We start from the raw sequence: 23297 nt of genomic DNA on the forward strand, positions 1-23297 counted from the left end.
GGATCGTGTACGGCGCGGTGGACGAGAAGGGCGGGGCCGTGGGCTCGCTCTGGGACGTCGTACGCGACCGCCGGCTCAACCATCGGCCCGAGGTCCCGGGTTGCGTGGGTGAGGGGCGGCGCCGGCGGGAAGGGGGTGGGTCAGACGATCAGGCCGCCCGTGGCGTTCAGGTTCTGGCCGGTGATCCAGCGCGAGTCGGGCCCCGCCAGGAAGGCGACCACGGAGGCGATGTCGCCGGGCTGCCCGAGCCGTCGCAGCGCCGTCATCGCCGCCGTCTGCTCCAGCGCCTCCGGCGGGTTGGCGCCCCGCAGCATGTCCGTGTCGGTGGCGCCGGACGAGACCACGTTGACGGTGATCCCGCGCCCGCCCAGCTCCCGCGCCGCCACCTTGGCGAACTGCTCGACGGCCCCCTTGCTGCCGCAGTAGAGCGTCAGGGCGGGAGCGGGCACCTGCGTGTTGAGCGTGGAGATGTTGATGATGCGCCCGCCGTCGCGCATCACCCGCGCGGCCCACTGCATGGCCAGGTAGACCGAGCGGGTGTTGACCGCGAACACCCGCTCGTACTCCTCGTCCGTGATCTCCGCCATCGGCTTCTGCCCGAGCACGGCGGCGGCGTTGTTGACCAGGATGTCGAGCCCGGGCAGCCGCGACCCGGCCTCGTCGAACAGCCGCGCCAGATCCTCCTTGCTGCCCAGATCGGCCTGTACGGCGTGCGCGCCCGTCTCCTTGGCGACCTGCTCCGCTGCCTCGGTCGAGCGCTCGTAGCAGAAGACGACCTCTGCCCCGTCGGCGGTCAGCCGCTCCACGATGGCCTTGCCGATTCCCCTGGATCCTCCTGTGACCAACGCGCCTTTCCCGGAAAGTATGCTCATGCGCCCAACCTATGCTCGGAGCATGATCTTGCGGGCTTCGTTTCGCGGCAGGCGATCGACGTACAGCTTGCCGTCGAGGTGCTCGGTCTCGTGCTGGAAGCAGCGCGCGAGCGACCCGCGGGCCTTGATCCGTACCGGACGCTGGAGCCTGTCGATCCCCTCGACGGTCACGCCCGCGGCCCGCGCCACCGGGGCGTAGATCGGCAGCCGCGTCTGCCGGTCGGGCACGGACAGGCAGCCCTCCTCGTCCGTCACCTCCTCCGGGTCGTCGACGGTCAGCACCGGGTTGAGCACGTGACCCTTGCGCCCGGCGATGTCGTACACGAACAGCCGGCGCGACACGCCGATCTGCGGGCCGGCCAGGCCCACGCCGTTGACCGCGTACATCGCCTGGAACATCTCGTCGATCAGCCGGCGCAGCTCGCGGTCGAAATCCGTCACGGGATCGGCGGGCGTGCGCAGGACCGGATCGCCGATGACGCGGATCTCACGCATGGACATCTACTTTCGTAAGGACTGGACAACGGTAGAGGTCCTTACTCTAGCCAGCGAGGCTCATTCGCGGGGGCTGTGGAAGACTGGGCGGGTGCGTGTCTACATCGGTGCCGACCATGCCGGCTATGAGCTCAAGAACCACCTCGTGTCCTGGCTGAAAGACCACGGTCACGAGGTCACCGACTGCGGTCCCTTCGTCTACGACCCCGAGGACGACTATCCCGCGTTCGTGCTGCGCGCGGCCGAGGGCGTCGCGGGCGACCCCGGCAGCCTGGGGGTGGTCATCGGAGGCTCGGGCAACGGCGAGCAGATCGCCGCCAACAAGGTACGCGGCATCCGCGCCGCTCTCGCCTGGAGTGAGGAGACGGCCGGCCTGGCCCGCGAGCACAACAACGCCAACGTGGTCAGCGTGGGCGCGCGCATGCACTCCACGGAGGACGCCACCAGGTTCGTGGAGGTCTTCCTGACCACGGTGTTCACCGGCAGCGAGCGCCACAGCAGGCGCATCGCGCAGCTGACCACGTACGAGACGATCGGCCAGCTGCCCTCGCTGCCCTAGCCCTTGCGCTTGACGTCGCGTTTGGGCATCTCGTCGCGCAGAGGCCGCCGGTCGGCGGCCTCCTGCTGCTCCTTCGACGGTTTCGACACGTCGCGGGCACGCATGGCGATGGTCGCGGTGATCTGCAGGCTCTGCAATGCCATGCCTTCGACCTTACGCCAGGCTCATCAGAAGACGAGGCCGCACCACGGTTTCGGGCTCCACGACATCGCGGTGGCCAGCGCGCGTACCGAGCCGCTTGAGTGCTCGCGCAGCAGGCCCGCCTCCAGCGACTCCACGAGCAGGCCGTCGCCCATGTAGGCCGAGCCCAGCGCGGCCACCGGCAGCGTCACGTCCGGCTCGTCCTCGACCTGTTTGCACTCGGCGCCGGTCGGGTCGGCGGTGAGCCGCCAGCGCCCGGCGTTCCACGGGCACACGTCGTCCTCGACCTCGATCACCACGTCCACCGGCGCCGAGTAGGCGCGCGAGGCGAGCGCCTTGTCGACCTCGACCACGCGTACCCACAGATCGTCCGCCCAGGTCGCGCGGAGCTGGCGCTGGTCGGCGATCAGCGCGATCAGCGGGTCGTCCACCGGCCTGCCGCCCGCCTCGATCTTGGAGACGAGGTCGCGGTCGAGGATGTTGCGCCAGAGCAGGGCGTAGGCCGCCGGGTCGGTCGCCTCCAGCTCCTGCAGCTTCAGCCCCTTGTCCGGTACGCCGTTGGCGTCCCAGGACCCGGTGATCCGGAACAGCGCGTAGCCGCGCACGCCGTCGTCGTCCTCGGCGAGCACCGAGCGCAGCGGCCCGTCGCCGCGCTGGTCGAACTCCTCGTCGGCCAGCACCGCGTCCCAGCTGTGCGACTGGCGGTCATAGCGACCCGGGCGGCGGGTCGCGACGGAGGCGAACACCTGCTCCAGCTCGGCGCGGACGTCGGCGGGCGTGGCCACCCTGAGCCTGAGCGACGGGTCCACGGGGGCGTTCCCGACGAACGCGGAGCCGGCCTTGTTGATGCGGAACGACAGCTCGTGCGCGGCCCTGCCGTATCCGTACCGGCCGTAGATGGCCGCCTCGGAGGCGTAGAGCGCGGCGACGCTCTCGCCACGATCGCGGATGTCGGCGAGCTGCCTGCGCATCAGCGCGGACAGGATGCCGCGGCGGCGGTGCGAGGGGAGCACGCTGACGCTCGTCACGCCCGCGACGGGGAGCCGGCCGCCGGGGACGGTCATGGTGAAGCTCAGGACGGCGGTGGTACCGACGATGACATCGCCGTCAAAGGCCGCCAGCGTGCGATCGAACTCGGTCTCCGCCTTGAACCGTTCCTGTTGCTGGGGGTGCGGAGTCCAGCCGAACGCTTCTTCGAGGACCGGGAAATAGACCGGCCACTCGGACTCGTCAATCGGACGGATCGGATACGTCATCTGTCCACGGTAGGAGCGGGCAAAGGGGGACGGCCACCCAATATACGTGCTTAATGATCAAGGCCTTGGTCAAGTGGGCTGCCCAAACACGGGTCAGACCGATACAGTCAGGCCCATCATGAGTACCCGTCCGGCGCCGCTGATCCCGCCACGGGTCCGCGCGGTCTTGGTGCGGGTGCCGTTTCTGGTGGCTGCCGTGCGGTTCGTCCGGCGTGGCCCGCTGGCCCGCGACCGCAACCTGCTCGTCGCGCTGACCACGCTCGCGCTCGTCATCGGGTTCCTGGCGGCGAAGGTTTCGACCGAGTTCTTCTCGCCGTCGCTGCTCATCCTGGTCACCCTGATCGGCGGGCTCCAGCTCCGGCTGCGCAGCCTGGTCAAGCTGCTGGTGGGGGTCGGGGCCGCGCTCGGCTACATCGCGATCACGCTGGGCGTGGGCCGCGTCGGGCTGGGGCTCATGGTGACGATCGGGTTCACCACTGTGCTGGCCGTGCTCATGGCGCGCACCAGGGGCACGCTGGGCGTCCAGGGGCTGCGCGGCGACGCGATGCTGCTGGAGCTGCGCGACCGGCTCAGGAGCCAGGGCGAGCTGCCCGCGCTGCCGAAGGACTGGGGCGGCAAGGTCGTGCTCAAGCAGGCGGGCGGCTCCTCGTTCGGCGGTGACTTCCTGGTCTCCATGCGCGACGGCAACTCCGTCGAGATCGCGCTGGTCGACGTGTCGGGCAAGGGGGTCGACGCGGGCACCAGGGCGCTGCTGCTGTCGGGCACGTTCGGCGGGCTGCTCGGCTCGGTCGAGGACTTCCTGCCCGCGTGCAACACCTACCTGCACCGGCAGCGGGGCGACGAGGGCTTCGTGACCGCGGTGCACGTACGCCTCGACCTCGACACCGGCGACTACACGATCACCTCGGCCGGCCATCCACCGGTGGTGAAGTTCGACGCAGGCACCGGAAACTGGCAGGTGGCCACGGCCAAGGGCGTGGTGCTCGGCGTCGTCCCCGACCTGCACTGCGAGCCCGACAGCGGCACCCTGCGCAAGGGTGACGCGCTGCTGCTCTACACCGACGGGCTGATCGAGCAGCCGGGCCGCGACATCGACGCCGGGCTCGACCGGCTGCTCGGGGAGGCGGAGCGGCTGCTGCCGTCCGGCTTCCGCGACGGCGCCAGGGCCCTGGTCAACGCCATGTCCTCGGGCCACAACGACGACTGCGCGCTGGTGCTGATCTGGCGGCCCTAGGCCGGTGACGTTTCACACGGGGCGGTCGTGATCGTGCTCACTGGCGGCGTCCTCGCGCTGCTGAGATCCTCTAGGGGTTCGGGCCCGGGGGAGCGGCGCGGCTCCACCGGACCCGTCTCAGATCCACCCGGAGTCGCTCGCGATGCGTACGGCGTCGAGACGGTTGCGGGCGCCCGTCTTGCACATGATCCGCGACAGATGGTTACGCACAGTGCCCACCGACAGGAAGAGCTGGTCGGCGATCTCCGTGGAACGCGCGCCGCCCGCGGCGATCCGCAGCACGTCGAGCTCCCGCCGGGTCAGCGGGTTCGTCGCGCATTGGAGCGCGGCCACGGCCAGCTCCGCCTCGATGGCCCGGCCGCCCTCCGCGACCTGGCGCACTCCCTCGGCGAGGCGCTCAGGCCCCACGCACAGGCTCATGAACCCCAGCGCGGGCCCCGCCAGCGCCTTGCGCACCTGCCCGGGGTTGGGGCGGGCCGACAGCATCAGCACCCCGCAGCGCGGCGCCAGCTCGGCGAGCTGGACGGCCACCGGCAGCCCCGGCAGGTCGAGGTCGACGACCGCCACGTCGGGCCCGTACGCCAGCGCCGCCCGCACCGCCGCCTCGGGGCAACCGACCTCGGCGACGACGCGCAGATCAGGCTCGGCCTCCAGGGTGGCGAGCAGTCCGCGGCGGACCAAGGGCAGGTGCTCGGCTATCAGAATCTGAATCAAGTCGACCCCCTCCGTCGTCACCCAGAGTGATTGTTTGATAGCGGACTGTCAATCCTCTCTAAATGGCACGCAAGCCGTGGAGCGGGGGTTGTTCGACTACCCTGGGGCTGTCGGACGGTTCGTCCACCCCTGTCGTCGGCTACGGAGCGCGCATAGATGAACTGGCTCTACATCGTGGGGATCATCCTCTTTCTCCTCGGGCTGATGTTCTCCATCGCGTTGCACGAGATCGGACATCTCGTGCCGGCCAAGATCTTTGGCGTCAAGGTGACCCAGTACATGGTCGGCTTCGGCTCGACCGCCTGGTCACGGCGCAAGGGCGAGACCGAGTACGGCATCAAGTGGATCCCGTTCGGCGGCTACATCCGCATGATCGGCATGCTGCCGCCGCGCCCCGGTGACGACCCGACCAAGCTCAGGAGCGCCTCGACGGGGCCGTTCCAGGGCCTCATCGACTCCGCCCGCGAAGCGGCGCAGGAGGAGGTGCGCCCCGGCGACGAGGAGCGGGTCTTCTACCGGAAGAAGTGGTGGCAGAAGGTCATCATCATGTCCGGCGGCCCGGCGATGAACTTCGTGCTCGCGTTCGTCTTCTTCAGCGTCCTGCTGGTCGGCATCGGCCTGCCCACCTTGGCCCCGATCGTGTCGCCCGAGACCGACACATGCGTGATCCCGATCTCGGAGCACCGCAACACGTGCAAGCCCACCGACAAGCCCACCCCGGCCGCCCAGGCGGGCTTGAAGGCCGGCGACCGCATGGTCTCCTTCGACGGCCAGAAGATCGGCTCCTGGGACGACGCCACCCGCCTGATCCGCTCGCACGGCGCCGGCCCGGTCGCGCTCGGCATCGTCCGCGACGGCAAGCCCATGACCCTCAATGTCACGCTCATCGCCCAGGACCGGCCCAACCCGGAGGACCCGAAGAAGATCGACAAGAACGTCGGCTTCCTGGGTGTCCGGCCCACGGAGGTCATGCAGCAGCAGAGTATGGGCCAAGTGCCCGGCTACATGGGCGAGCTGATGGGCCGGGTGGCGGGCTCGATCGTCAACCTGCCGCAGAAGATGGTCGGCGTCTGGCAGGCGGCCTTCTCCGGCGAGGCGCGCGACCCCGAGGGCCCGGTGGGCGTGGTCGGCGCGGGCCGCATGGGCGGCGAGATCCTCGCCTCCGACCTGTCCAACACGAACAAGATCGCCTTCTTCGTCAACCTGCTGGCCGGGTTCAACCTGGCGATCGGCATGTTCAACCTCATCCCGCTGCTGCCGCTCGACGGCGGCCACATCGCCGGCGGGCTGTGGGAGGGCATCAAGCGGGCGTACGCCAAGGTCATGCGCCGGCCGGAGCCGGCTTACGTGGACATCGCCAAGGTGCTGCCGCTGACGTACGTGATCGCGTTCGCCATGATGATCATGGCCGGCCTGCTGGTCTACGCCGACCTGGTCAACCCGCTCACGCTGACCGGCTGACGCCCCCGCCATGGACGCCCTGGAACGGCTGCGCGCCCTCTGCCTCGCGCTGCCGGAGGTCACCGAACGACCCAGCCACGGGGAGCCGACCTGGTTCGTCCGTGGGAAGAAGACGTTCGTGATGTTCGCCGACCACCACCACGACGACCGGCTCGCCTTCTGGTGCGCCGCGCCTCCCGGGGTGCAGGGGGAACTGGTGGCCGAGGACCCGGACCGCTTCTTCCGCCCGCCGTACGTGGGGCACCGGGGGTGGCTGGGGGTCTACCTGGACGTGGAGGTGGACTGGACGGAGGTCGCGGAGATCGTCGCCGACGCCTACCGCCGGATCGCCCCGAAGTCGCTGATCGCCCGCATGCCCTGACCGGCGTGAAACGCCGAAGGCCACCTCCGTGGTGGAGGTGGCCTTCGATCTGGTCGGGGCGACAGGATTTGAACCTGCGACTTCTTGCTCCCAAAGCAAGCGCGCTGCCAAGCTGCGCCACGCCCCGCCTCGCCGAGTGCGCACGCGCTCCGGGACTCCGGTACGCTTACGCCCTAACGACCGGATGAAGTCTAGACCAGAGTTCGACCGGTTCGCGCGGACGTAGCTCAATGGTAGAGCCCTAGTCTTCCAAACTAGCTACGCGGGTTCGATTCCCGTCGTCCGCTCCAGACGGCGAAAGGCCAGGTCGGCGAGTAAGCGGCCTGGCCTTTCGAGTTCTTTCACGAAGTTGCGTCCGCCGAGATGAAGTCGGTACGTGGGCGCTCTTCACGCGAAGGGCATCGCCCCGGGAGTCTTCGAACTGCCGGTGTCCGTGTGTGGCGAGACAGTGGGCGAGCTCGGCACCGGATATCCGTCCACCGCTGGATGCGCAGGTGAGGACCTGAGGCCGACCGGGCCTTCGCCGATGTGCCTATCCTTGGGGGATGGTGCCAGAAAGGATCTTCGGAGCTGCGACGCGGCACGACGGCGATCCTGATCGGGTGGCCGTGCTGCTTCCCGGAAGGGGCTACGTGCCGGCCCGTCCCCTCCTCCACTTCGCCGGCGCGGTCCTCAGGCGGCACGGCTGGTCCGTGCGGGAGGTCTGGTGGCAGTCGCCGGCGACCCAGGACGCGGGGGAGCCGGCCGGCTGGGTCATGGAGCAGGCCCGGCAGGCCCTCGACGGTGAGCGGGCCGAGCGCCTGCTCCTGGTCGGCAAGTCGCTCGGCACGTTCGCCGCCCCGCTGGCCGCCGAGCGGGGGCTGCCCGCGATCTGGCTCACCCCGCTGCTCAGGCATGAGGCCGTCGTCGAGGCGCTGCGCCGCACCGGGGCGCCCACGCTGCTGGTGGGCGGGAGCGCCGACAAGCTCTGGGACGGGGAGGTCGCGCGTGGGCTGGGCCACCCGTACCTGGAGGTCCCCGGCGCCGATCACGCCTTGGAGGCATTCGAGGACCCGGTCCGATCGGTCGAGATCCTCAGGGACGTGACCGCGGAGATGGACCGGTTCGTGGCGGGCCTGCGATCGTAGGCATGCGCGCGCGAGCGATCTCCCGTGACGGCCTCGTCGAGGAGCTGGCCGAACGGGTCGCCGGACGGCCGGGGTGGGTGCGGATGGCCGTGGACGGGGCGGCGGCGGCGCGTCCCGGGACGCTGGCGGACGAGCTCGTCGCCCCGCTCCGGTTGCGCGGGCGGCCCGTGCTGCGCGTGTCGGCGGACGACTTCCTGCGGCCCGCGTCCCTGCGGCTGGAGCACGGCAGGACCGATCCGGACGCCTTCTACGAGGACTGGCTCGACGTCAAGGCGCTCCGGAGGGAAGTGCTGGAGCCCTTGGACGAGGGCGGCTCGGGGCGGGTGCTGCCGCGGCTCTGGGACAGCCGCGTCGACCGGGCGTACCGGGTGCCGTACGAGGAGCTGCCCCCGGGCGGCGTGCTGATCGTGGACGGGACGCTGCTGCTGGGACGGGGGCTGGCGTTCGAGGTGAGCGTGCACGTGTGGCTGTCGGCGGGGGCGCTGGAGCGCGGGACGCCCGAGGACGAGCGGTGGCGGCTGCCCGCGTACGAGCGGTACGAGCGTGAGGCCCGCCCCCAGCGGGCGGCCGACGTCGTGGTCAGGGCCGATCATCCCCGCAGACTCGCCGTCATGACCCGCGAAGCGTGATGCTGGAACACGGAACGTGAGCGGCGCAGACTGGGGCGATGATCCCCAGCCAGTGGTACAACATCGTTCCCGACCTGCCCGCCCCGCCTCCGCCGCCGCTGCACCCGGCGACGCGCGAGCCCGTGGGGCCCGACGACCTGGCGCCGCTCTTCCCGATGGAGCTGATCGGCCAGGAGGTGAGCGGTGAGCGGTTCGTCCCGATCCCGCGAGAAGTGCTCGACGTCTACCGGCTCTGGCGGCCGACGCCGCTGATCCGGGCGCGCCGGCTCGAGAAGGCCCTCGATACGCCGGCCAGGATCTACTACAAGTACGAGGGGGTCTCGCCCGCCGGGTCGCACAAGGCGAACACGGCCGTGCCCCAGGCGTACTACAACGCCCGCGAAGGGGTGCGGCTGCTGACCACCGAGACGGGGGCCGGGCAGTGGGGGTCGGCCCTGGCGTTCGCCTGCTCCCAGTTCGACCTCGAATGCCAGATTTGGATGGTGCGGGCCTCGTACGACCAGAAGCCGTACCGCCGCTCTCTCATGCAGGTGTACGGCGCCACCGTCCACGCCAGCCCGTCACCCGTCACCGGCTCGGGCAGCAAGGTGCTGGCGGACGACCCGGACTCGCCCGGCAGCCTGGGCATCGCGATCAGCGAGGCCGTCGAGGTGGCCGCCGCCACACCCGACGCCCGGTACGCGCTCGGGTCGGTACTCAACCACGTGCTCCTGCACCAGACCGTGATCGGCGAGGAGGCGCTGGAACAGCTGCCCGAGATGCCGGACCTGGTCATCGGCTGCACCGGCGGCGGCTCGAACTTCGCCGGCCTCACCTTCCCGTTCCTGCGCGAGAAGCTGGCCGGGCGGATACGGACCGTGTTCAGGGCGGTCGAGCCGGCCGCCTGCCCGTCGTTCACGCGCGGCGTGTACGCCTACGACTTCGGCGACACCGCGGGCCTCACGCCGCTGCTCAAGATGCACACGCTGGGGCACGCGTTCATCCCCGACCCGATCCACGCGGGCGGCCTGCGCTACCACGGCATGTCGCCGCTGCTGTCGCACATGTACGAGCTGGGCCTGTTCGAGGCGGTCACCCGCGCCCAGAGCGAGTGTTTCGAGGCCGGTGTCCGCTTCGCCAGGACCGAGGGCATCGTGCCCGCCCCGGAGCCCACGCACGCGCTCGCGGAGACGATCGCCGAGGCCCTGCGGTGCAAGGAGAGCGGCGAGGAGAAGGTGATCCTGACCGCGCTCTGCGGCCACGGCCACTTCGACCTGGGCGCGTACGACCGCTACCTGGCCGGGCACCTGGAGGACTACACGCTGCCGCAGGACCGCATCGAGCAGGCCCTGACCGAGCTGCCGGGCTGAAAGCGGGGTGGCCGCCGGAAGAGGCGGCCACCCGGTCAACGCGCCGTGGGGCGCTTGCCGTGGTTCGCCTTCTTCTTCTTGCGTGCCTTGCCCTTGCGTGAGCGCCTGGCCATAAGCTCGCCTCCGGTGATCGGGCCGATGATCGGCTACGCCACGAGCCTCCCCGCCCGTGCTGACCAGCGCAAGCGCAGCACGCGAACTAACATTCCCCAACAATTCCGTGTCATAATTTGGTGGAATCTGTTGGAAGGAGCGGGCGTGCTCGCACAGCAGCGTCAGCAGACGATCCTCGAACGCGTGCGCAGCAACGGCGGCGTCCGGGTCGCGGACCTGGTCCGCGAGCTGGGCGTATCCGACATGACCATCCGTCGGGACCTCGAGGTGCTGGCCGAGCGCGGGTTGCTGGAGAAGGTGCACGGCGGTGCCACCGCCCTCGGCCCCGGCTCCACCGAGGAGCCGGGCTTCACCGCCAAGTCGGCCCGCCAGCAGCAGGAGAAGGAGGCCATCGCGCGCCGCGCGGCCGGCCTCGTCCGGCCTGGCACGGCCGTGGCGCTCTCGGCGGGCACCACCACGTGGGCGCTGGCCCGCCACCTGATCGCCGTCCCCGAGCTGACGGTGATCACCAATTCGATCCCCGTCGCCGAGGTCTTCCACCGCAACCCGCGTTCCGACCGCACGGTCGTGCTGACCGGCGGCGTGCGCACGCCGTCCGACGCGCTGGTGGGCCCGGTGGCCGTGGCCGCGATCCGCCGCCTGCACGTGGACACGCTGTTCCTCGGCGTGCACGGGATGAGCGTGCGGGCCGGGTTCACCACCCCCAACCTGCTGGAATCGGAGACCGACAGGGAGCTGGTGGCGGCCGCCAACCGGCTGGTCATCCCCGCCGACCACACGAAGTGGAACACGGTCGGCATCAGCACCATCGCCGAGCTGACCGAGGCCGACGTGGTCGTCAGCGACGCGGGGCTGCCTGAGGACGCACGCATGGAGCTGGCCGAACGGGCCGGAGAACTGATCATCGCGGAGGGCTCGTGAAGCGCACCATCACCCATCTGGCCGACGGCCGTGAGCTGATCTACTTCGATCAGCGGGACGACGCCGACCGGAGCGCGATCGACCGGCGGGTGCTCGACCCCCGGCCGGTGGCCTCCGAGCTGCGCTACGACCCGCTGACCGAGGAGTGGATCGCGATGGCGGGGCACCGGCAGACGCGCACGTTCCAGCCGACCGGCTCGGCGAACGAGTGCCCGCTGTGCCCGTCGTCGGACACGCGCTCGTCGGAGATCCCGGCGTACGACTACGACGTGGTGGTGTTCGAGAACCGATTCCCCTCCTTCTCCACCAATTTCGGGACTTATACAGACGTGGGGGGCCTGAGTGAGGTCCGGCCGGGAGTGGGGCGGTGCGAGGTGGTCTGCTTCACCTCTGAGCATTCGTCGTCGTTCTCCCAGCTCTCCGACGGCCAGGTGGAGCTGGTCATGGAGGCGTGGGCCGACCGGACGGCCGAGCTGTCCGGGATCGAGGGCGTGGAGCAGGTGTTCTGCTTCGAGAACCGGGGCGAGGAGATCGGCATCACGCTGGCCCACCCGCACGGCCAGATCTACGCCTACCCGTACGTCACGCCCAGGACCAGGCTCCAGCTCGCCGCCGCCAGGCGCTACACGAAGGGGAACCTGTTCGCCGACGTGCTGGCCGCCGAGCGGGCCGCCGGGACGCGCGTGGTGGCCTCCAACGAGCTGTGGACGGCGTTCGTGCCGGCCGCCGCGCGGTGGCCGTACGAGGTGCACATCTACCCGCACCGGCAGGTGCCCGATCTGGCCGCGCTGACGGAGGAGGAGCGGTCGGCGTTCGCGCCCCTCTACACCTCGGTGCTGCGGGCCTTCGACGACCTGTTCGGCGTGGTGATGCCGTACATCTCGGCCTGGCACCAGGCGCCCGTGCGGCAGGACCGCGAGCTCGGCTATCTGCACCTGGAGCTGTTCAGCATCAGGCGGGCGCCGGGCAAGCTCAAGTACCTGGCCGGGTCGGAGTCCGCGATGGGGGCGTTCGTGAACGACGTGCTGCCGGAGGAGGCCGCTAGGATGATTCGATCACAGGTAGATCACTATTAGATTTCTAATGGGGGTCGCGTTACTCGTGATCTACCACTAATATCCCTTTTGTGCCTGGCCGTAACAGCAGGCACACGCCTAATCCCGGGCGAGTCGCCCGGGAGCCGGGGACCCACCCGCACCTGGGGTGAATCCACTTCGGTGGTAGGGCACGCAGCTCCCAGCCCGAACCCGTCAGCTAACCCGGCCGGCAGAGGGAGAGGAACATCCACGTGGCGGCTCCGTCCCCCGCGACTCTTGCCATCGGCCTCGTCGCCGCCGCAGCCGTCGCCCTCCTGCCGGCGACCGCGGCCTCGGCGGCCCCCAAGCCCTCGGAGACCGAGCTCCGCGCCCAGCTCAAGCAGCTCAACAGCAAGATCGACAAGCTCATCGAGAAGTACAACCTCAAGCGCGTCGAGCTGTCCAAGGCGCAGGCGGCCGCCAAGGCGGCCAAGGAGCGGCTGGCGGCCGCGGAGAAGACGCTGGCCGCCGCCGAGCAGCGGGTCGGCGACCTCGCCAGGATGCGCTACCAGAACCACGACCCGTCGCTGCCCTCCGTCCTGATGGTCCAGAACGGCGGCGGCGCCGCCCTGCTCGAGCAGCTGACGGCCGAGCAGCAGGCCCTCGTCCAGGGGGTGGCCAAGGCCCGCGACGACAAGAAGAAGGCCTCCGACGAGGCCGCCGCGCTGGCCACCCAGATCGGCGTGGACGCCAAGGACGTGACCGAGCAGCGTTCCGAGGCCGAGGACATCATCGACGACATCAAGAGCAAGCTCCAGGACCTCGTGCCGCTCGGTCCCGGCCGCAAGTCCGACGGGAGCTGGGCGCCGGAACTGCCCTCGGGCTCGGACAACATCACGGCCCGTACACGGCTGATGAAGGCGGAGCTGGCCAAGAACTTCAAGCTGCCGTTCACGGTGGGCTGCTTCCGCTCGGGCTCCAGCGGCGAGCACCCGCTCGGGCGGGCCTGCGACTTCATGATGAGCACCGGCGGCACGATGCCCGCGGCCATCAACAACGCCCTGGGCGACCGCATCGCGGATTGGGCGCTCAAGAACAAGGGCAAGCTCGGCGTCAAGTACGTGATCTGGAAGCAGCGCATCAACATGGGCTCGGGCTGGCGGGCCATGTCGGACCGCGGCAGCGTCACCGAGAACCACTACGACCACGTCCACATCTCGATGTACTGAGCTGGATAAGGTCGGACATCATGACTGACACCCGGATCCCGCCCGCTCTCACCGGCGACGAGCGGACCACGCTGAACAACTGGCTCGAATGGCACCGCGGCACCCTCGCCGTCAAATGCGCGGGCCTGTCGGACGATCAGCTGCGCCTGCGCTCCGTCTCACCCTCGACCATGTCCCTGCTCGGCCTGGTCCGGCACATGGCGAACGTCGAACGCTCCTGGTTCCGCCGCGTGCTGAACGGCGAGGACCTCCCCAAGCTGTGGGACAAGGACCGCGACAACGACGCCGACTTCAAGGAAGTGGACGCCGCCTCGGTCAAGGAGGCCTTCCTCACGTGGGAAGAGGAGATCGAGCGCGCCCGCGCCATCTCGGACGCCACGCCGCTGGACGCCGTCGGTGACCACAGAGGGCAGGAGTGCACCCATCGCTGGATCCTCATCCACATGATCGAGGAGTACGCGCGGCACAACGGTCACGCGGATCTGCTGCGCGAGCGCATCGACGGGGTGACCGGAGAGTAACGAGAGCGATGATCAGGGCTCGGTGCGGAACAGCGCCCACACGGCCTTGCCGCCCCGAGCCAGCGGGTCCCAGCCCCAGCACTGACTGTAGGTCTCGACGATGTAGAGGCCGCGCCCGTTCTCCGAGATGAAGTCCGGTTCCTTGGGGCGCGGCACCTCGTCGCTGGGGTCGGCCACCGCCAGCAGCACGTGCGGCTGTACGCGCATCAGCAAGAGCTCGATCTCCCGCCGTCCCGCCGCGTACATCGCGTAGCGCACAGCGTTGGTCACGAGCTCCGACACCACCAGCGCGGCGTCGTCGCTGAGTTCGTGCAGGCCCCAGCCCTTGAGGGTCGAGCGGGTCACGTCCCTGGCCGTCTTCACGGAGTCGGCCTGAAAGGGCAACGGGCACGAGGTCGTGTACGGCTTGCCACCCATGAGCAGGTGGTCGAAGCCCACGTCACGGGTGATCTGCAATGCATCGGCAGTGGCCAGAGGATCCTCCACCATGCTGCCGATACCTCCCCGTTCAGTCCGACTTAGTGCATGTTTGGCCCAATATGCACTAAGCCATCATGGGTCACGATCGCTGCACCTGCAAGACCCAAATGCACGTGCACTTGCATTGTGCAGTAGCAAGCGGCGTTTTGGGGCATAACTCTCCTAATCGGACACGGGGTTGAGACCTTGTCATACCCGGCAATGTGGTGTCACTGTGTGTGCGGACCTTGATAGGAGGCAAAGTGACGCAGAACCAGCCGGGTTCCGGACCGACGGCGCTGCGCATCCTCCTGGGCTCCCAGCTGCGCAAGCTCAGGGAAGCGAAGAACGTCACTCGTGAGGAGGCGGGCCATCTCATCCGTGGCTCCGAATCCAAGATCAGCCGCATGGAGCTGGGCCGAGTGGGGTTCAAAGAACGGGACGTGGCGGACCTGCTGACCCTCTACGGGGTCGTCGACAAGCAGGCCCGCTCCGCCGTACTCGACCTGGTCGCCACCGCCAACGAGCCTGGTTGGTGGCACCGGTTCAACGATGTCCTGCCCACGTGGTTCCAGGCGTACGTCGGCCTTGAAGAGGCCGCCGCCAGGATCAGGACCTACGAAGTCCAGTTCGTGCCAGGACTGCTGCAGACCAAGGAGTACGCAAGGGCCGTCGTGACCGCCGGATCGGCGGGAATCGGGGCCGAGGAGATCTCCAGAAGAGTGGATCTCCGGCTGGAGCGCCAGCGGATGTTCGACAGGCCGGACGGGCCAGTGTTCTGGGCCGTGATCGACGAGGCCGCCCTGCGACGCCCCATCGGCGGCGTCGAGGTGATGCGGGCCCAGATCGAGCACCTCATCGACCTGATGCGCCAGGCCAAAATCACCATTCAGATCATGCCGTTCAGCTTCGGCGGGCACAGCGCGGAAGGCGGGGCGTTCAGCGTCCTGCGCTTCCCCGACACCGATCTGCCCGACGTCGTGTACGTCGAGCAGTTGGCGAGCGCGCTCTACCTCGACAAGCGTGAAGACGTGGACCGATACACCGAGGTGATGGAGCGGCTCTGCGCCGTGAGCACCACTCCGGACGAGACGGTCGAGCTGTTGCGGACGATCGCGGACGAGTTCTGACGGACGGTAACGGATGATCGCGGGCGACTTGTGACGGCGCGGACGTCGTTGTTGGGTACGCATCTGCCCTAGACTGGCCATCGGCGTTGGATCCCGCCGTGGCGGAGCATGCCCAACACCGCACATGTGGGCGCGGCGCGTGTGCCGTAACCGATGGACGCGCCCGCGATCACTCGTAGCTTGATCAAGGAGACCATTCCGTGAAGACCGCTGTCGAGGAGCTCAGCCCGACCCGGGTCAAGCTCACTGTCGAGGTGCCGTTCGACGAGCTGCGCCCGAGCATGGATGCGGCGTACAAGAAGGTCGCGCAGCAGGTGCGCGTCCCCGGGTTCCGGCCTGGCAAGGTTCCGGCCCGCATCATCGAGCAGCGCTTCGGCCGGGCGGTAGTGCTGGAGGAGACCCTCAACGACGCGGTGCCCAAGCTGTACGGCAAGGCCGTCGACGAGGTCGACGTGTTCCCGGTCGCGCAGCCCGACATCGAGGTCACGAAGATCGAGGACGGCGAGCAGATCGAGTTCACCGCCGAGGTCGACATCCGGCCCAACTTCGAGGTGCCCGACTACCAGGGCCTCGAGGTCACGGTCGACTCCGCCGAGGTCTCCGACGAGGACGTCGACGCCCAGCTCGACTCCCTGCGCCAGCGTTTCGCGACGCTGACCGGCGTCGAGCGCGCGGCCGCCAACGGCGATTTCGTCGTCATGGACCTGCGCGCCGAGATCGACGGCGACAACATCGAGGAGCAGCAGGCCAGCGAGGTCTCCTACGAGGTCGGCGCCGGCTCCGTGCTCCAGGGCCTCGACGCCGCGCTCGAGGGCATGTCCGCGGGCGAGGAGAAGAGCTTCAAGACCGAGCTCGTCGGCGGCGAGAACGCCGGCGACGAGGCCGACGTGATCATCACCGTCAAGTCGGTCAAGGAGAAGGTCCTGCCCGAGCTCGACGACGAGTTCGCCCAGCTCGCCAGCGAGTTCGACACGCTCGACGAGCTCAAGACCAGCATCCGCGAGCAGGCCCGCCGCAACAAGCTGATCGACCAGGTCGTGCAGTCCCGCGAGAAGGCCCTCGACACGCTGCTGGAGCAGATCGACATCCCGCTGCCGGACAGCGCGCTCAAGGCCGAGGTCGACGCCCGCAAGCACAACCTCGACCACCAGATCGCCGAGAGCGGCCTGAGCCGCGACGCCTTCTTCCGTCTCTACCAGACGACGGAGGAGGAGCGCTTCGCCGAGTTCGACACCAACTCCGCCCGCGCGATCAAGGTCGGCTTCGTGCTCGACAAGATCGTCAAGGCCGAGGAGCTGGGCGTCTCCGAGCAGGAGCTGACCAACTTCGTCGTGCGCCGCGCCATGGAGATGGGCGTCCAGCCCAACGAGCTGGCCAAGCACCTCGCCGACAACGACCAGCTCACGCTGGCCATGGTCGAGATCGTGCGCGACAAGGCCAAGTCCGTGCTCGGCGACGCCGCCAAGGTCGTCGACACCGAGGGCAACGAGGTGGACCTCAAGGCGATCTACGCCGAGATCAACGGCCAGGAGGTCGTGGGGGAAGAGGCCGCCGCCGAGGACGAGCCCGCCGGTGAGAAGCCCGAGGCGTAACCGCCTTCCCGCTCTTTCCGAAGCCCCCGAACCGTCCGGTTCGGGGGCTTCGGCCTTTTCGGGGGAGCTCCCGAAGAAAGCGTGCAGGCCGTGTAAGGCCCTCAGAAGGCTCGTGGGCACCCGGAGGGCTTCGGGGGGCCTCCAGGTGCCGGACCCGCGGCCTGCAGGCCGTGCGCGGCTCTTCAGGGAGCCACGCCGCAGGAGGGCGTGCTGAACCTGCGCCGTCAGCGAACAGTACGGGGACCGGGCATGAGCTGTGCGCGGCGCGCGTTAAGGTCACAAGCAAAGCCAATCGATTACGACGCATCGGAAGGTGACGCTGTGACCAGCCCGCCGACCTTCTATCAGCCTGAGTCGCGAGGCCGTGAGAACGGCTCGTCCTTCCGGCTTGAGGACCAGCTTTACCAGCGCCTGCTGCGGGAGCGCATCATCGTGCTCGGGCAGGAGGTCAACGACGAGATCGCCAACCGCATCTGCGCCGAACTCCTGCTGCTCGCGGCCGACGACCCCGACCGTGACATCACGCTCTACATCAACTCGCCGGGTGGCTCGGTGAGCGCTGGCATGGCCATCTACGACATGATGGAATACGTACCGAACGACGTTTCCACGGTTGTGATGGGCATGGCCGCTTCGATGGGGCAGTTCTTGCTCACCGCGGGCACCAAGGGCAAGCGATATGGCCTGCCCCACGCCCGGGTCATGATGCACCAGCCGTCCGGAGGCATCGGCGGCACCGCGGCCGACATCGCCATCCAGGCCGAGCAGATGCTCTATGTGAAGAAGACACTGGCCGAGCGGATCGCCCACCACACGGGCCAGCCGCTGGAGCAGATCGAGGCCGATTCCGACCGCGACCGCTGGTTCACGGCCGAGGAAGCCAAGGATTACGGCTTCATCGACCACGTGGTCCGCAGTGCGCGGCAGGTGCCCTCACAGGGCCCGGTCTCCTAAGGGGGAGCAGAGAAGTGAACATCCAGAGCCGCTACGTTCTCCCCTCCTTCGTCGAGCGCACGTCATATGGCGTGAAGGAGATGAACCCGTACAACAAGCTCTTCGAGGACCGCATCATCTTCCTCGGAGTGCAGATCGACGACGCGTCGGCCAACGACGTGATGGCCCAGCTGCTGACGCTGGAATCGCTCGACCCCGACCGTGACATCAGCATCTACATCAACTCGCCGGGTGGCTCCTTCACCGCCATGACGGCGATCTACGACACGATGCAGTTCGTCCGGCCGGAGATCCAGACCGTCTGCCTGGGCCAGGCAGCCTCGGCCGCGGCCGTGCTGCTGGCCGGCGGCACCCCGGGCAAGCGATTCGCGCTGCCCAACGCCCGGGTGCTGATCCACCAGCCGTCCACCGAGGGTGGCGGCCAGGGCAGCGACATCGAGATCCAGGCCCGCGAGATCCTTCGCATGCGAAACCTCCTCGAGGACATCGTGGCGAGGCACTCCGGGAAGACCGCCGCCCAAGTCCGCAAGGACATCGAACGCGACAAAATTCTCAACGCGGACGAGGCAAAGGCGTATGGTCTGATCGATGACATCATCCCGTCCAGGAAGAAGCGCGCTCAGGCCGTGGCTTCCTAGACGGGACGTGACGCACCGGAGCGCTGCCCAATAGGGCACGTTCCGGTGCGACTCGCCGCTAGGGGGCTCACTGAGGGCCCAGAAGACGGTAACGTCGAAACCTGAGCGGTTCGGCCAAGTCCGGAGGATGTCCGGAGACACTGCTCTCGCAGGAGCAGGGCGGTCCCACGCAAAGGAGTATCTGGGGTGGCACGCATCGGCGACGGGGGAGACCTGCTGAAGTGCTCTTTCTGTGGAAAGAGTCAGAAGCAAGTCAAGAAGCTCATTGCCGGTCCAGGCGTCTACATCTGCGATGAGTGCATCGATCTCTGCAACGAGATCATCGAGGAGGAGCTCTCGGAGTCCTCCGAGCTCAAGTGGGACAACCTGCCCAAGCCGAGGGAGATCTACGAGTTCCTCGACGCCTATGTCATCGGTCAGGACAAGGCGAAGAAGGCCCTCTCGGTGGCGGTCTACAACCACTACAAGCGGGTGCAGTCGGGCGACCGGGGCAGAGACGACGGCCTCGAGCTGGCCAAGAGCAACATCCTGCTGCTCGGGCCGACCGGTTCGGGCAAGACGCTGCTGGCGCAGACCCTGGCGAAGATGCTCAACGTGCCGTTCGCCATCGCCGACGCCACTGCGCTGACCGAGGCGGGATACGTCGGCGAGGATGTGGAGAACATCCTCCTCAAGCTCATCCAGGCCGCCGACTACGACGTCAAGAAGGCCGAGACCGGCATCATCTACATCGACGAGGTCGACAAGATCGCTCGTAAGAGCGAAAACCCGTCGATCACGCGCGACGTCTCCGGTGAGGGAGTGCAGCAGGCGCTGCTGAAGATCCTGGAGGGCACCACGGCGAGCGTGCCCCCGCAGGGCGGCCGCAAGCACCCGCACCAGGAGTTCATCCAGATCGACACCACCAACGTGCTGTTCATCTGTGGCGGCGCGTTCGCCGGTCTGGAAAAGATCATCGAGTCGCGCATCGGCAAGAAGGGCATCGGCTTCAACGCCATCATCCGCTCGAAGGAAGAGGTCGACACGGCCGACATCTTCGGCGACGTGATGCCCGAGGACCTGCTGAAGTTCGGCATGATCCCCGAGTTCGTCGGGCGTCTGCCCGTCATCACCTCGGTGCACAACCTCGACCGCGAGGCGCTCATCCAGATCCTCACCGAGCCGCGCAACGCGCTGGTCAAGCAGTACCGCAAGCTGCTCGAGCTCGACGGGGTGGAGCTGGAGTTCACCGACGGCGCCCTCGAGGCCATCGCCGACCAGGCCATCCTGCGCGGCACCGGCGCCCGCGGACTGCGCGCGATCCTGGAGGAAGTGCTCCAGTCGGTGATGTACGAAGTGCCGTCGCGCCAAGACGTGGCCCGCGTCGTCATCACCCGCGAGTCCGTCCTCGAACACGCCATCCCGACGCTCGTACCCCGCGACCAGCTTGCCGCCAAGCAGCAGCGCACGCCGCGGGAAAAGTCGGCCTGATCCCATAAACCACGGCAAGCGCCCCGGCGGAGTCGATCCCTGGGGCGTTTTGCTTTCCCACCTCCCTAGAATTGGTCACCGTGACAACGCCAGAGCTGCCCACCCAGTACACCCCGGCCGACGTCGAGACCCGGAGCTATGAGCGCTGGGTATCCCAGGGGCACTTCACCGCCGACCCGGGCAGCTCGCGCGTGCCGTACAGCATCGTCCTGCCCCCGCCCAACGTGACGGGCGTCCTGCACATCGGCCACGCGCTCGACCACTCCATCCAGGACGCGCTGACGCGGCGCGCCCGCATGCAGGGGCGCGAGACCCTCTGGCTGCCGGGCATGGACCACGCCGGCATCGCCACCCAGAACGTCGTCGAGCGCGAGCTGGCCAAGGAGGGCAAGTCGCGGCACGACCTCGGGCGTGAGGCGTTCGTCGAGCGGGTCTGGGAGTGGAAGGAGGAGTCCGGCGGCCGGATCCTCGGTCAGATGCGCAAGCTCGGCGACGGCGTCGACTGGTCGCGCGAGCGGTTCACGATGGACACCGGGCTCTCCCGGGCCGTGCAGACGATCTTCAAGAAGCTGTTCGACGACGGGCTGATCTACCGCGCCGAGCGGATCATCAACTGGTGCCCGCGCTGCCTGACCGCGCTCTCCGACATCGAGGTGGAGCACAGCGAGGACGAGGGCGAGCTGGTCTCGATCCGCTACTCCGACGAGATCGTGGTGGCCACCACGCGCGCCGAGACGATGCTCGGCGACACGGCCGTGGCCGTCCACCCCTCTGACGAGCGGTACGCGCACCTGGTCGGCACGATGGTGGAGCTGCCGCTCACCGGGCGCATGATCCCCGTGGTCGCCGACGAGCACGTCGACCCCACCTTCGGCACCGGCGCGGTCAAGGTGACCCCGGCCCACGATCCCAACGACTTCGAGATCGGACGGCGTCACTCCCTGCCGTCGATCACCGTCATGGACGAGCGCGGCGTCATCACCGCACACGGGCCCTTCCTGGGGCTCGACCGCTTCGAGGCCAGGCCCGCCGTCGTCGCCGCGCTGCGCGCTGAGGGCCGCATCGTCGCCGAGAAGCGCCCCTATCTCCACTCGGTCGGCCACTGCTCGCGCTGCAAGACCGTGGTCGAGCCCAGGCTGTCGCTGCAGTGGTTCGTCAACGTCGGGCCGCTGGCCAAGGAGGCGGGCGACGCCGTCCGCGACGGCCGCACCCGCATCCACCCGCCGGAGCTGGCCAAGCGCTACTTCGACTGGGTCGACGACATGCACGACTGGTGCATCTCCCGGCAGCTCTGGTGGGGGCACCGCATTCCGGTCTGGTACGGGCCGGACGGCGAGGTCGTGTGCGTGGGCCCTGACGAGGAGCCGCCCGCCGGCTACACGCAGGACTCCGACGTGCTCGACACGTGGTTCTCCTCGGCGCTGTGGCCGTTCTCGACGCTCGGCTGGCCGGACACGACGCCCGAACTGCAGCGCTTCTACCCGACCTCCGTGCTGGTCACCGGATACGACATCCTGTTCTTCTGGGTGGCCAGGATGATGATGTTCGGGCTCTACGCCATGGACGGCGAGCCGCCGTTCCGCGTGGTCGCGCTGCACGGCATGGTCCGCGACCAGTACGGCAAGAAGATGTCCAAGTCGTTCGGCAACGTGGTCGATCCGCTCGACTGGATCGAACGCTTCGGCGCCGACGCCACCCGCTTCACCCTGCTGCGCGGGGCCAACCCCGGCGCCGACGTCGCGGTGAGCGAGGAGTGGGCGGCCGGGTCCCGTAACTTCTGCAACAAGATCTGGAACGCCACCAGGTTCGCCCTGATGAACGGCGCGGCCGTGGGATCGCTGGAAGGGGCCGAGCTGACGGCGGCCGACCGGTGGATCCTGTCGCGCCTGCAGTCCGTGGTGGCGACCGCCGACGCGGCCTTCGAGGACTACGAGTTCGCCAAGGCGTCCGACCTGCTCTACCACTTCGCGTGGGACGAGGTCTGCGACTGGTACCTGGAGCTGGCCAAGATCCAGCTCGGCGAAGGGCTCGAACACACTCGGCTGGTGCTCGGCCACGTGCTCGACGCGTTGCTGCGGCTGATGCATCCGCTCGTGCCGTTCGTGACCGAGGAGCTCTGGCGGGCCGTGACGGGCGGTGAGTCGATCGTGGCGGCCCCGTGGCCGGAGGTCGACGCCCGCTTCACCGACGCTGCGGCAGAGGCGGAGATCGGGGCGTTGCAGGAGCTGGTGACGGAGGTCCGCAGGTTCCGCTCGGATCAAGGGCTCAAGCCGGGCCAGAAGGTCGCCGCCCGGCTCGGGCTGGCGGGCACTGCGCTCGTCGGCCAGGAGAGCGCGATCCGGTCGCTGCTGCGCCTCACGGAGCCGGCGGAGTCGTTCAGCGCCACGGCGAGCTTCACGGTGGGCGGGGTGACCGTGGAGATCGACACCGCGGGCGCCATCGACGTCGTGGCCGAGCGCAAGCGCCTGGAGAAGGACCTGGCGGTCGCCCGCAAGGAGGCCGCTCAGGTGGCCGCCAAGCTGGGTAACGAGCAGTTCATGGCCAAGGCGCCGGAAGACGTGGTCACCAAGGTCAGGAGCCGTGCCGAGCAGGCCGCCGCGGACATCGCGCGGCTCGAGGCACAGCTCGCCGGGCTCGGGGTTTGAACCATACGAACGCGGGGAAGGTCCATTCGTTACCTAAGATGGACCTTCGACGCCGTCGGGGCTGCTACAGTTTTCAACGTAGGGCGGTTGCCCTGACACCCCTTCTGATCTACCCCCGGTTTCGGACGGTTCCAGCCGCACGGTTGGACAAGCGCCGAAAGTTGGAGTAAGTTAGCAGGGTTGCCTCGAAGAGAGGCAAGTCCGGAAGCTACCGGATCGGGCGGTTTGACAAGGATCGTCCGGATCTGCTAGACTGAAGGAAATGAAATGTGCGCCTCCGCACTAGGGTCTAACCAAGATCTTGGTGGGGATGTTCGCGTCCGTTTCTTGAGAACTCAACAGTGTGTTAAAAGCCAGTGCATGAGATACACATGCATATCCCCGTCATTAATTGACGGAAATTTGCTTGG

24 protein-coding genes, 2 tRNA genes, 1 pseudogene and 1 riboswitch are annotated in these 23297 nt (G+C 68.5%); of the genes and pseudogenes, 19 read left to right on the forward strand and 8 right to left on the reverse strand.

Annotation, left to right across the window (positions count from 1 at the left end):
* A pseudogene (locus tag ACWDX9_RS39695) lies at positions 1-95 on the forward strand (nucleoside deaminase); the annotation flags it as partial.
* Between the two features lie 45 nt (positions 96-140).
* On the opposite strand, the gene ACWDX9_RS39700 reads toward ACWDX9_RS39695, so the two are convergent.
* Entirely contained in the window at positions 141-872 is a 732-nt protein-coding gene (locus tag ACWDX9_RS39700; protein ID WP_449963731.1) for an SDR family oxidoreductase, read from the reverse strand.
* A 9-nt stretch (positions 873-881) separates the two neighbouring features.
* Positions 882-1367 (reverse strand): peptide deformylase, encoded by a 486-nt coding sequence (gene def, locus ACWDX9_RS39705; protein ID WP_192786922.1) that lies wholly within the window; start codon positions 1365-1367, stop codon positions 882-884.
* 91 nt (positions 1368-1458) lie between these two features.
* On the opposite strand from def, the gene ACWDX9_RS39710 reads away from it, so the two are divergent.
* Positions 1459-1926 (forward strand): ribose-5-phosphate isomerase, encoded by a 468-nt coding sequence (locus tag ACWDX9_RS39710; RefSeq protein ID WP_449963733.1) that lies wholly within the window; start codon positions 1459-1461, stop codon positions 1924-1926.
* Here ACWDX9_RS39710 and ACWDX9_RS39715 read toward each other — a convergent pair.
* On the reverse strand, positions 1923-2069 hold the full coding sequence (locus ACWDX9_RS39715) for a hypothetical protein (RefSeq protein WP_350731502.1): 147 nt from the start codon (positions 2067-2069) through the stop codon (positions 1923-1925). The genes ACWDX9_RS39710 and ACWDX9_RS39715 overlap by 4 nt on opposite strands.
* A 24-nt stretch (positions 2070-2093) precedes the next feature.
* Positions 2094-3323 carry a GNAT family N-acetyltransferase gene (locus ACWDX9_RS39720; protein ID WP_449963736.1) on the reverse strand — a complete coding sequence of 410 codons (1230 nt, stop codon included), beginning with the start codon at positions 3321-3323 and terminating at the stop codon, positions 2094-2096.
* 118 nt (positions 3324-3441) lie between these two features.
* Between ACWDX9_RS39720 and ACWDX9_RS39725 the strand changes: the two genes are divergently transcribed.
* Complete coding sequence (locus tag ACWDX9_RS39725) at positions 3442-4557, forward strand: PP2C family protein-serine/threonine phosphatase (RefSeq protein ID WP_449963739.1); 1116 nt, start codon at positions 3442-3444, stop codon at positions 4555-4557.
* Between the two features lie 117 nt (positions 4558-4674).
* Here ACWDX9_RS39725 and ACWDX9_RS39730 read toward each other — a convergent pair whose 3' ends face one another.
* Positions 4675-5271, reverse strand: a complete 597-nt coding sequence (locus ACWDX9_RS39730; RefSeq protein ID WP_350731497.1) for a response regulator transcription factor — start codon at positions 5269-5271, stop codon at positions 4675-4677.
* Positions 5272-5427: 156 nt separating this feature from the next.
* Here ACWDX9_RS39730 and ACWDX9_RS39735 point away from each other — a divergent pair, with 156 nt between their 5' ends.
* Together ACWDX9_RS39735 and ACWDX9_RS39740 are read left to right on the forward strand one after the other, a co-directional pair.
* A complete protein-coding gene (locus ACWDX9_RS39735) occupies positions 5428-6732 on the forward strand; it encodes a M50 family metallopeptidase (protein ID WP_449963742.1) in 1305 nt (434 codons plus the stop codon).
* A gap of 10 nt (positions 6733-6742) precedes the next feature.
* Positions 6743-7093, forward strand: coding sequence for an MmcQ/YjbR family DNA-binding protein (locus ACWDX9_RS39740; RefSeq protein ID WP_449963745.1), 351 nt, complete (start codon positions 6743-6745; stop codon positions 7091-7093).
* 50 nt (positions 7094-7143) lie between these two features.
* Here the strand turns inward: ACWDX9_RS39740 and ACWDX9_RS39745 are convergent.
* Positions 7144-7220: transfer RNA gene (locus tag ACWDX9_RS39745), tRNA-Pro, on the reverse strand.
* Positions 7221-7309: 89 nt separating this feature from the next.
* Between ACWDX9_RS39745 and ACWDX9_RS39750 the strand changes: the two genes are divergently transcribed.
* The 4 genes from ACWDX9_RS39750 (at position 7310) to ACWDX9_RS39765 (ending at position 10198) form a co-directional block, all read left to right on the forward strand.
* Positions 7310-7383, forward strand: a tRNA-Gly gene (locus ACWDX9_RS39750).
* Between the two features lie 255 nt (positions 7384-7638).
* A complete protein-coding gene (locus tag ACWDX9_RS39755; RefSeq protein ID WP_449963748.1) occupies positions 7639-8220 on the forward strand; it encodes a hypothetical protein in 582 nt (193 codons plus the stop codon).
* 2 nt (positions 8221-8222) lie between these two features.
* The gene (locus ACWDX9_RS39760; protein ID WP_449963751.1) at positions 8223-8849 is read left to right on the forward strand and encodes a uridine kinase; all 627 of its coding nucleotides are present in this window, start codon (positions 8223-8225) and stop codon (positions 8847-8849) included.
* A gap of 38 nt (positions 8850-8887) precedes the next feature.
* A complete protein-coding gene (locus ACWDX9_RS39765; protein WP_449963754.1) occupies positions 8888-10198 on the forward strand; it encodes a TrpB-like pyridoxal phosphate-dependent enzyme in 1311 nt (436 codons plus the stop codon).
* 35 nt (positions 10199-10233) lie between these two features.
* On the opposite strand, the gene ACWDX9_RS39770 is transcribed toward ACWDX9_RS39765, so the two are convergent.
* The gene (locus tag ACWDX9_RS39770) at positions 10234-10311 is read right to left on the reverse strand and encodes a 50S ribosomal protein bL37 (protein ID WP_376776135.1); all 78 of its coding nucleotides are present in this window, start codon (positions 10309-10311) and stop codon (positions 10234-10236) included.
* A 145-nt stretch (positions 10312-10456) separates the two neighbouring features.
* Between ACWDX9_RS39770 and ACWDX9_RS39775 the strand changes: the two genes are divergently transcribed.
* From ACWDX9_RS39775 to ACWDX9_RS39790, 4 genes are all read left to right on the forward strand, one after another.
* Positions 10457-11233, forward strand: coding sequence for a DeoR/GlpR family DNA-binding transcription regulator (locus ACWDX9_RS39775; RefSeq protein ID WP_350731483.1), 777 nt, complete (start codon positions 10457-10459; stop codon positions 11231-11233).
* Positions 11230-12309 carry a galactose-1-phosphate uridylyltransferase gene (gene galT / locus ACWDX9_RS39780; protein WP_449963756.1) on the forward strand — a complete coding sequence of 360 codons (1080 nt, stop codon included), beginning with the start codon at positions 11230-11232 and terminating at the stop codon, positions 12307-12309. Before ACWDX9_RS39775 ends, galT begins: the two co-directional genes overlap by 4 nt.
* A gap of 65 nt (positions 12310-12374) precedes the next feature.
* Positions 12375-12516, forward strand: a riboswitch (cyclic di-AMP (ydaO/yuaA leader).
* 5 nt (positions 12517-12521) lie between these two features.
* A complete protein-coding gene (locus ACWDX9_RS39785; protein WP_449963758.1) occupies positions 12522-13478 on the forward strand; it encodes a coiled-coil domain-containing protein in 957 nt (318 codons plus the stop codon).
* A gap of 20 nt (positions 13479-13498) precedes the next feature.
* A complete protein-coding gene (locus ACWDX9_RS39790) occupies positions 13499-13999 on the forward strand; it encodes a DinB family protein (RefSeq protein ID WP_449963760.1) in 501 nt (166 codons plus the stop codon).
* Positions 14000-14011: 12 nt separating this feature from the next.
* Here the strand turns inward: ACWDX9_RS39790 and ACWDX9_RS39795 are convergent, their stop codons facing one another.
* Complete coding sequence (locus tag ACWDX9_RS39795) at positions 14012-14488, reverse strand: ATP-binding protein (protein ID WP_357745423.1); 477 nt, start codon at positions 14486-14488, stop codon at positions 14012-14014.
* 233 nt (positions 14489-14721) lie between these two features.
* On the opposite strand from ACWDX9_RS39795, the gene ACWDX9_RS39800 reads away from it, so the two are divergent.
* The 6 genes from ACWDX9_RS39800 (at position 14722) to ACWDX9_RS39825 (ending at position 22887) form a co-directional block, all read left to right on the forward strand.
* Positions 14722-15588, forward strand: coding sequence for a helix-turn-helix domain-containing protein (locus tag ACWDX9_RS39800; RefSeq protein ID WP_357745426.1), 867 nt, complete (start codon positions 14722-14724; stop codon positions 15586-15588).
* Positions 15589-15788: 200 nt separating this feature from the next.
* Entirely contained in the window at positions 15789-17180 is a 1392-nt protein-coding gene (tig, locus tag ACWDX9_RS39805; protein ID WP_449963763.1) for a trigger factor, read from the forward strand.
* A gap of 321 nt (positions 17181-17501) precedes the next feature.
* Positions 17502-18134 (forward strand): ClpP family protease, encoded by a 633-nt coding sequence (locus tag ACWDX9_RS39810; protein WP_185078200.1) that lies wholly within the window; start codon positions 17502-17504, stop codon positions 18132-18134.
* A 14-nt stretch (positions 18135-18148) separates the two neighbouring features.
* The gene (locus ACWDX9_RS39815) at positions 18149-18772 is read left to right on the forward strand and encodes an ATP-dependent Clp protease proteolytic subunit (protein ID WP_192786903.1); all 624 of its coding nucleotides are present in this window, start codon (positions 18149-18151) and stop codon (positions 18770-18772) included.
* 186 nt (positions 18773-18958) lie between these two features.
* On the forward strand, positions 18959-20242 hold the full coding sequence (gene clpX / locus ACWDX9_RS39820; protein WP_185067261.1) for an ATP-dependent Clp protease ATP-binding subunit ClpX: 1284 nt from the start codon (positions 18959-18961) through the stop codon (positions 20240-20242).
* Positions 20243-20313: 71 nt separating this feature from the next.
* Positions 20314-22887, forward strand: a complete 2574-nt coding sequence (locus ACWDX9_RS39825; RefSeq protein ID WP_449963766.1) for a valine--tRNA ligase — start codon at positions 20314-20316, stop codon at positions 22885-22887.
* Positions 22888-23297: the final 410 nt, after the last annotated feature.

It is taken from the genome of Nonomuraea sp. NPDC003201 (genome assembly GCF_053590415.1).